This window comes from Amycolatopsis sp. ATCC 39116, from assembly GCF_000231075.2.
In the GTDB taxonomy this organism is placed as follows: Bacteria; Actinomycetota; Actinomycetes; order Mycobacteriales; family Pseudonocardiaceae; genus Amycolatopsis_E; species Amycolatopsis_E tucumanensis.
Genome location: NZ_AFWY03000072.1, coordinates 25,218 through 31,780 on the forward strand (window position 1 = coordinate 25,218; position 6,563 = coordinate 31,780).

A 6,563-nucleotide genomic window follows, 5' to 3' on the forward strand; every position below is an offset into this window, starting at 1 on the left:
TCATGCGGTACGACGTCAACACCTCGATCCTGTTCACCGAGCTGGCGCCGGAGCGCCGCCCGGCCGCGGCGGCGGAGGCCGGGTTCGCGGGTGTGGAGTCGTGGTGGCCGTTCGACGGGGTGCCCGGGGACAGCGAGGTCGAGCGGTTCGTCGCGTCGATCGCCGACGCCGGGGTGGAGCTGGTGTCGCTGAACGTGCCGCACGGCGACCTCGCCGCGGGCGAGCGGGGTTTGGCCGGGTTCGCCGCGCGGACGGCCGAGTTCCGCGACGGGGTGGACGTCGCGGCGGGCATCGCGGAGCGGCTGGGGTGCTCGCGGTTCAACGTGCTGCCGGGCAACCGCACCGGCGCTTCGCGGGACGTGCTGCTGGACAACCTCGCCTTCGCCGCCGACCGGCTGCCGGGCACGGTGCTGCTGGAACCGCTCAGCGGCGCGCCGGACTACCCGCTGCTGCGCGCCGCCGACGCGCTGGCGCTCGCGGACGAGGCCGGGGCGGGCAACATCGCGCTGCTGACGGACGTCTACCACCTGGGTAGCAACGGCGACGACCTGGACGCGCTGCTCACGCCGCCGCTGCTGGCGCGCACCGGGCACGTGCAGGTGGCCGACGCGCCGGGACGGCACGAGCCGGGCACCGGGAGGCTCGGGGTGACCGCGTGGCTGGACCGCCTGGCCGCGACGGGGTACGACGGCTGGGTGGGGTTGGAGTACGTCCCGAGCGGGTCTACTGTGGACAGTTTCGGCTGGTTGTCCCGGCACTGAGCGCTGCCTGTCGGACGGGCGGCCAGGGTGGTGCGCACGGCCGCCGGCTCGGGGTGACCGGGAGGCGGGAGCACCGGACCGCCACCGGGTACGACGGCTGGGTGGACCTGAGATACGTGCCGAGAAGGTCCACTGTGGACGGCTTCGGCTGGGCTAACACGCCGCTGAACACTGCCCGCAGGACCGCCCACCTGGGGCGTGCGTGGCAGCCACCGGCCCAGGGCTGACCGCGTGACTGGATCGCCTGCCGTCACCGGGTACGACGGCTGGGTGGAGCTGGAATACCTGCCACCGGGTCCAACGTGAGTAGTTTCGACTGGTCGTCCCGGCACTGAGGACTGCCTTGCTGGTCCGCGCGAGTGGCCCCACAAGTCCACAGCGGACAACTTCGGCCGACCGTCCCGCCGCTAGGCGGTCACTTCCTTCGACGCCGCGTCGTCGGCCACGACGACCCGTCGCATCAGCTCCACCAGCGTCCGGCGCTCCTCTGCGGACAGCACGCCCAGCGACTCCTCCTGTGAGCGGTGCGCCACCTCCTGCAGGTGGCGCACCAGCTCCGAGCCGGGCTCGGTCAGGGCGGCTCGCTGGCGGCGCCGGTCGGCGGGATCGCGTTCGCGGCGGACGAAGCCGCGTTGTTCCAGCAGGTCCAGGTACCCGACGAGGTGGCTGCGGTTGAGCCCGAGCCGGTCGGCGAGCTCGTGCTGGGCCAGCGGCCCGAAGTCCGACAAACCCGTCAGCACCGCGAAGTGCGGCAACCGCAGGTCGTGCTCGGCCAGTGCCGCGACCAGCCCGCGGTGCCCGATCCGCGCGACGTGGCCCGCCAGGTACGAGGGCAGAGCGAGCAGGGTCGGCGGGCGCGTCTCGCGGTCGTCCATGCGCCGATCCTACCTTCTGGACGTAATCATGTCCTCGTGTAATCATTACGTCATGACACTAACTTCCGCACCCTTCGCCGCGCTGCTGATCGCGGTGCTGTCGTTCTCGTTGCTGCAGACCATGCCGGTGCCCGCCCTGCCGACGCTGCAGGCCGAGTTCGGCACGTCCACCACCACCGTCTCCTGGGTGCTCAGCGCCTTCCTGCTCACCGCGTCGGTCGCCACCGGGCTGCTCGGCCGCCTCGGCGACATGTTCGGCAAGCGCCGCGTGCTGCTCGCCTGCCTCGCGGTGTCCGCCGTGGGCACGCTGCTCGCCGCGCTCGCCCCGTCGATCGGCGTGCTGATCGCGGCCCGCGCGATCCAGGGCGTCGGCGCCGCGACCTTCCCGCTGGCCTTCGGCATCGTGCGCGACGAGTTCCCCCGCGAACGGGTGCCGGTCGCCATCGGCTGGATCAGCTCGACCTTCGGCATCGGATTCGGCGTCGGGCTCGTGATTCCCGGCCTGATCGTGGACGCGCTGAGCTGGGAGTGGATTTTCTGGCTGATGTTCGCGGTGATCGTCGCCGGCATCGCCGCCGTCGCCGCGTTCGTGCGCGAGTCGCCGGTGCGCTCGCCGGGCCGCGTCGACTGGGCGGGCGCGCTGCTGCTCACCGGCGGACTGGTCGCGCTGCTGCTGGCGATCAGCGAGGGCCGGGTGTGGGGCTGGGGCTCCGCGGCGATCATCGGGCTGTTCGCGGCCGCCGTGGTCCTGCTGGTCGTGTTCGCACTGGTGGAAAAACGCCTGACCCAGCCGCTGATCGACATCGGGCTGCTCGGCCGCCCCGCGGTGCTGACGTCCAACATCACCGCGCTGATCATCGGCTTCGGCATGTACGGCGCGTTCACGCTGGTGCCGCTGCTCGTCGAGACGCCGCCGCAGGCCGGGTACGGCTTCGGCGCGTCGGTCACCCAGGCCGGGTTGTTCATCATCCCGATGGCCGTGACCATGCTGTTCGCCAGCCCGCTCGCCGGGCGCATCGGCGCGAAGGCCGGCTTCAAGCTCCCGCTGGTGCTGGCGTGCGTGATCGGCGCGGCCGGGTTCGTGCTGTTCGCCGTCGCGCACGGCGAGCCGTGGCCGATCTACCTCGGCAACGGCATCCTCGGCATCGGCGTCGGGTTCGCCTTCGCCTCGCTGGCCAACCTCGTCGTCGGCGCGGTCGACCCGCGGCAGACCGGGGAGGCGACCGGCATCAACACGATCATGCGCACCATCGGCGGCACCTTCGGCGCGCAGATCGCGTCGACCATCGTCACCGCCGAGGTCGTCGCGGGCACCCGGTTCCCGGTGGAATCCGGCTACACCACGGCGTTCGTGCTGTCCGCGATCGCGATGGGAGTGGCGGCGCTGGTCGCGCTCGCCGGCCCGGGGCGGCTCGTGCCCGCGCCCGCGCCGCGCCCGGTGGCGGCTCGATGACCGACTACGGGCACGACCTGCTCTTCGGCGCGGTCCTCACCCCGGCCACCGGACGGCCGGAACTGGCGCTGGACCTCGCGCGGGTCGCCGACCGCGCGGGGCTGGACCTGGTGAGCGTGCCGGACCACCCGTACCGGCCCGAGTTCACCGAGGCGTTGACGACGCTGTCGGTGATCGCCGCGCGGACCGAGCGGGTGCGCGTGTTCCCCAACGTCGCCAACCTGCCGCTGCGCCCGCCCGCGATGCTGGCCCGCGCCGTAGCGAGCCTGGGCGCGCTCAGCGGCGGCCGGGTCGACCTGGCGCTGGGCGCCGGGGCGTACTGGGACGCGATCGCGGCCGAGGGCGGGCCGTGGCGCGCGCCCGCGGAAGCGGTCGCCGCGCTCGGCGAGGCGATCGCGGTGATCCGTGCACTGTGGACACCCGGCGGCCCGGTCCACCTGCCGGGCAAGCACTACGGCCTGGACGGCGCCGAACCCGCTCCCCCGCCGGGCCGCCCGGGGATCTGGGTCGGCGCGCTCGGGCCGCGGATGCTGCGCCTGACCGGCGCCCTCGCCGACGGCTGGCTGCCGAGCATGACCCGCATCCCGCCCGCCGATCTCCCCGCCGCCAACGCCGCCGTCGACGCGGCCGCGGCGGACGCGGGACGCGACCCGGCCGCGATCCGCCGTCTCTACAACCTGTCCCCGCCCGCGCTCGGCTCGCCGCGTGGCTGGCCCGAGCGGCTCGCCGAGCTGGCCCTCACCCACGGGGTGAGCGGGTTCCTGCTGCCTGCCGGCTCCCCGGGCCCGCTGCAGCTCTTCGCGACCGAGATCGCCCCGGCGGTGCGCGAACTGGTCGCCGCCGCGCGCCGGCTCAGCGCCGGGCGCGGCCCATCGCCCGGCCCCGCGTCCAGTAGCCCTGCGACGTGACGTCCTGCCTGCGCACCCCGAGGGCGTCCTGCGCCAGCCCGCGCACCTGGCGCGTCAACGCGCTTTCCGTCGCCACCCAGGCGTGCCAGCCCGGCAGCGGACCGAGTTCCCGCACGGCGGCCAGCACCTCTTCCGGCGATCCGCACCGCCGGACGTCCCCGCCCGCCACCGGCAGCCGGTCGTGGTCCTCGAGCAGGAACACCTTCGCGGGCACCGGTTCCGGCAGCGCGCGCAGGATGTCGTTGATCGCCGGGAGGGAGCACGGGTCGCCCACCAGCAGGTACCCCTCCGGGGCGGGCGCGGGCACCGCGAAGCGCTTGCTGCCGTACACCGTGGCGCGCAGGGTCTGGCCCGGTTCCGCGCGCCGCGCCCATTCCGACGCCACTCCCTCGCCCTCGTGCAGCGCGAACTCGCACGCGAAGGTGCCGTCGTCGCGGCGGACGTCGGTCACCGTGTACGCCCGCTGGTACTCCTCGCCGCCCGCGGGGATCCACAGCCGGATCCAGAACGCGGGCGGCGTTTCCTCCGCGGCAAGCAGTTCGGGCCCCGCGAACCGGATCCGTCGGTAGTGGTCGGCGACGTCCTCGGCCGCGCACACCCGGAGCGGATACGTCGGCGCCCGCAGCGTTTTCAGGACGATCTTCTCGAACCGGCTCAAAGCCCACCTCCCAGTAGTAAGGGTAGGCTTACCTTCTCACGCTCGGGCAGTCAAGTGTTCGCCATCCGGTCGCCGCCGCGACGCCTCCCGTATCCGCGGCGGGATCAGGCTGACCGCCATGACAGCCCTGAACCGTCGCGGGTTCCTGCAGCTGGCGGGCGGTTCCGCCGCCCTGTCCGCGCTCGCCCCGAGCATCGCCCGCGCCGCCGCCATCCCCGCCGGCCACCGCACCGGCACCCTGCGCGACATCGAGCACGTCGTCGTCCTGATGCAGGAGAACCGTTCGTTCGACCACTACTTCGGCTCGCTGCGCGGAGTGCGCGGCTTCGGCGACCCGCGCCCGGTGGCCCTGCCCAGTGGCAAGTCCGTGTGGCACCAGTCCGACGGCACGCGCGAGGTGCTCCCGTTCCGGCCGGAGGCGCGCGACCTCGGGCTGCAGTTCCTGGAGGACCTCGACCACAGCTGGGAAGGCGGCCACGCCGCGTGGAACCAGGGTCGCTACGACCGCTGGATCCCGGCGAAGACCGCGACCACAATGGCTTACCTGACGCGCGAGGACATCCCGTTCCACTACGCCCTCGCCGACACGTTCACGATCTGCGACGCCTACCACTGCTCGCTGATCGGGCCCACCGACCCGAACCGGTACTACATGTGGAGCGGCTACACCGGCAACGACGGCACCGGCGGCGGCCCGGTCATCGACAACGACGAACTCGGCTACAGCTGGACGACCTACCCGGAACGGCTCGAAGCGGCCGGCGTGTCGTGGAAGATCTACCAGGACGTCGGCGACGGCCTCGACGCCGAGCACAGCTGGGGCTGGATCAGCGACGCCTACCGCGGCAACTACGGCGACAACTCGTTGCTGTACTTCGACAACTACCGCAACGCCAAGCCGGGCGACCCGTTGTACGAGAAGGCGCGCACCGGCACGAACGCCGCGAAGGGCGAGGGGTTCTTCGACATCCTCACCGCCGACGTGAAGGCGGGCCGGCTTCCCGCGGTGTCCTGGATCGTCGCCCCGGAGGCGTTCACCGAGCACCCGAACTGGCCTGCGAACTACGGCGCCTGGTACATCGCGCGGGTCCTCGACGCGCTCACCGCAAACCCGGAGGTGTGGAGCCGGACGGCGTTGTTCATCACCTACGACGAGAACGACGGGTTCTTCGACCACGTGGTGCCGCCGTACCCGGAGCGGTCCACTGTGGACGTTTCCGGCGAGCTGCTGGACGGTCAGCCGTACGGGCTGGGCCAGCGGGTGCCGATGCTGGTGGTGTCGCCGTGGAGCAAGGGCGGCCGGGTGTGCTCGCAGGTGTTCGACCACACCTCGATCGTGCGGTTCCTGGAGCGGCGGTTCGGGGTGCACGAGCCGAACATCTCGCCGTGGCGCCGGGCGATCTGCGGTGACCTGACCGCGGCGTTCGACTTCTCCCGAACGGACGCCGCGGTGCCGGGCCTGCCCGGAACGGACGGCTACTACCCGCCCGACCGCGAGCGGCACCCGGACTACGTGCCCGCTCCCCCGGCCGATCCGGCGCTGCCGCGGCAGGAACGCGGTCAGCGCCCGGCCCTGCCGCTGCCCTACGACCTGACGGTGGACGGCCAGGTGCGCGACGGCGTGCTGCGGCTGACGTTCGCCAGCCGCGGCCCGGTGGGCGCGCACTTCCACGTGACGTCGGCGGCGGGCCCGCGCGGCTACACGGTCGGCGCCGGGCAGCGGCTGAGCGACGAGTGGCCGGCGTCGTCGGAGGTCGTCGTGCACGGCCCGAACGGCTTCTACCGGCGGTTCGTCGGCAGCGGGGCCGAGGTGACCGCGCGGCCGGTCGGCGGGGACCTGCAACTGGTGGTGACGAATCCGGGCCGCACGACGCTGGGGGTGACGGTGACGAGCGGCTACGGCCACCG

Annotated in this window: 6 protein-coding genes; 4 read left to right on the forward strand and 2 right to left on the reverse strand. The window is 73.1% G+C overall.

Annotation, left to right across the window (positions count from 1 at the left end; all coding sequences use genetic code 11):
* The first annotated feature begins 2 nt into the window (after positions 1-2).
* Positions 3-761, forward strand: coding sequence for a hydroxypyruvate isomerase family protein (locus AMY39116_RS0338675; protein WP_020422953.1), 759 nt, complete (start codon positions 3-5; stop codon positions 759-761).
* A 407-nt stretch (positions 762-1,168) separates the two neighbouring features.
* Here the strand turns inward: AMY39116_RS0338675 and AMY39116_RS0338680 are convergent, their stop codons facing one another.
* On the reverse strand, positions 1,169-1,636 hold the full coding sequence (locus tag AMY39116_RS0338680; protein ID WP_020422954.1) for a MarR family winged helix-turn-helix transcriptional regulator: 468 nt from the start codon (positions 1,634-1,636) through the stop codon (positions 1,169-1,171).
* Between the two features lie 52 nt (positions 1,637-1,688).
* On the opposite strand from AMY39116_RS0338680, the gene AMY39116_RS44275 reads away from it, so the two are divergent.
* Positions 1,689-3,089 carry an MFS transporter gene (locus tag AMY39116_RS44275; RefSeq protein WP_020422955.1) on the forward strand — a complete coding sequence of 467 codons (1,401 nt, stop codon included), beginning with the start codon at positions 1,689-1,691 and terminating at the stop codon, positions 3,087-3,089.
* Positions 3,086-3,997 (forward strand): LLM class flavin-dependent oxidoreductase, encoded by a 912-nt coding sequence (locus tag AMY39116_RS0338690; protein ID WP_020422956.1) that lies wholly within the window; start codon positions 3,086-3,088, stop codon positions 3,995-3,997. Before AMY39116_RS44275 ends, AMY39116_RS0338690 begins: the two co-directional genes overlap by 4 nt.
* Here AMY39116_RS0338690 and AMY39116_RS0338695 read toward each other — a convergent pair.
* Positions 3,942-4,655: a siderophore-interacting protein gene (locus AMY39116_RS0338695; protein ID WP_020422957.1), complete on the reverse strand. Its 714-nt coding sequence runs from the start codon at positions 4,653-4,655 to the stop codon at positions 3,942-3,944. The two genes, AMY39116_RS0338690 and AMY39116_RS0338695, sit on opposite strands and share 56 nt — an antisense overlap.
* Before the next feature lie 118 nt (positions 4,656-4,773).
* On the opposite strand from AMY39116_RS0338695, the gene AMY39116_RS0338700 reads away from it, so the two are divergent.
* Positions 4,774-6,563: phosphocholine-specific phospholipase C (locus AMY39116_RS0338700; protein WP_020422958.1), on the forward strand; the 1,790-nt coding region annotated here is incomplete at its 3' end.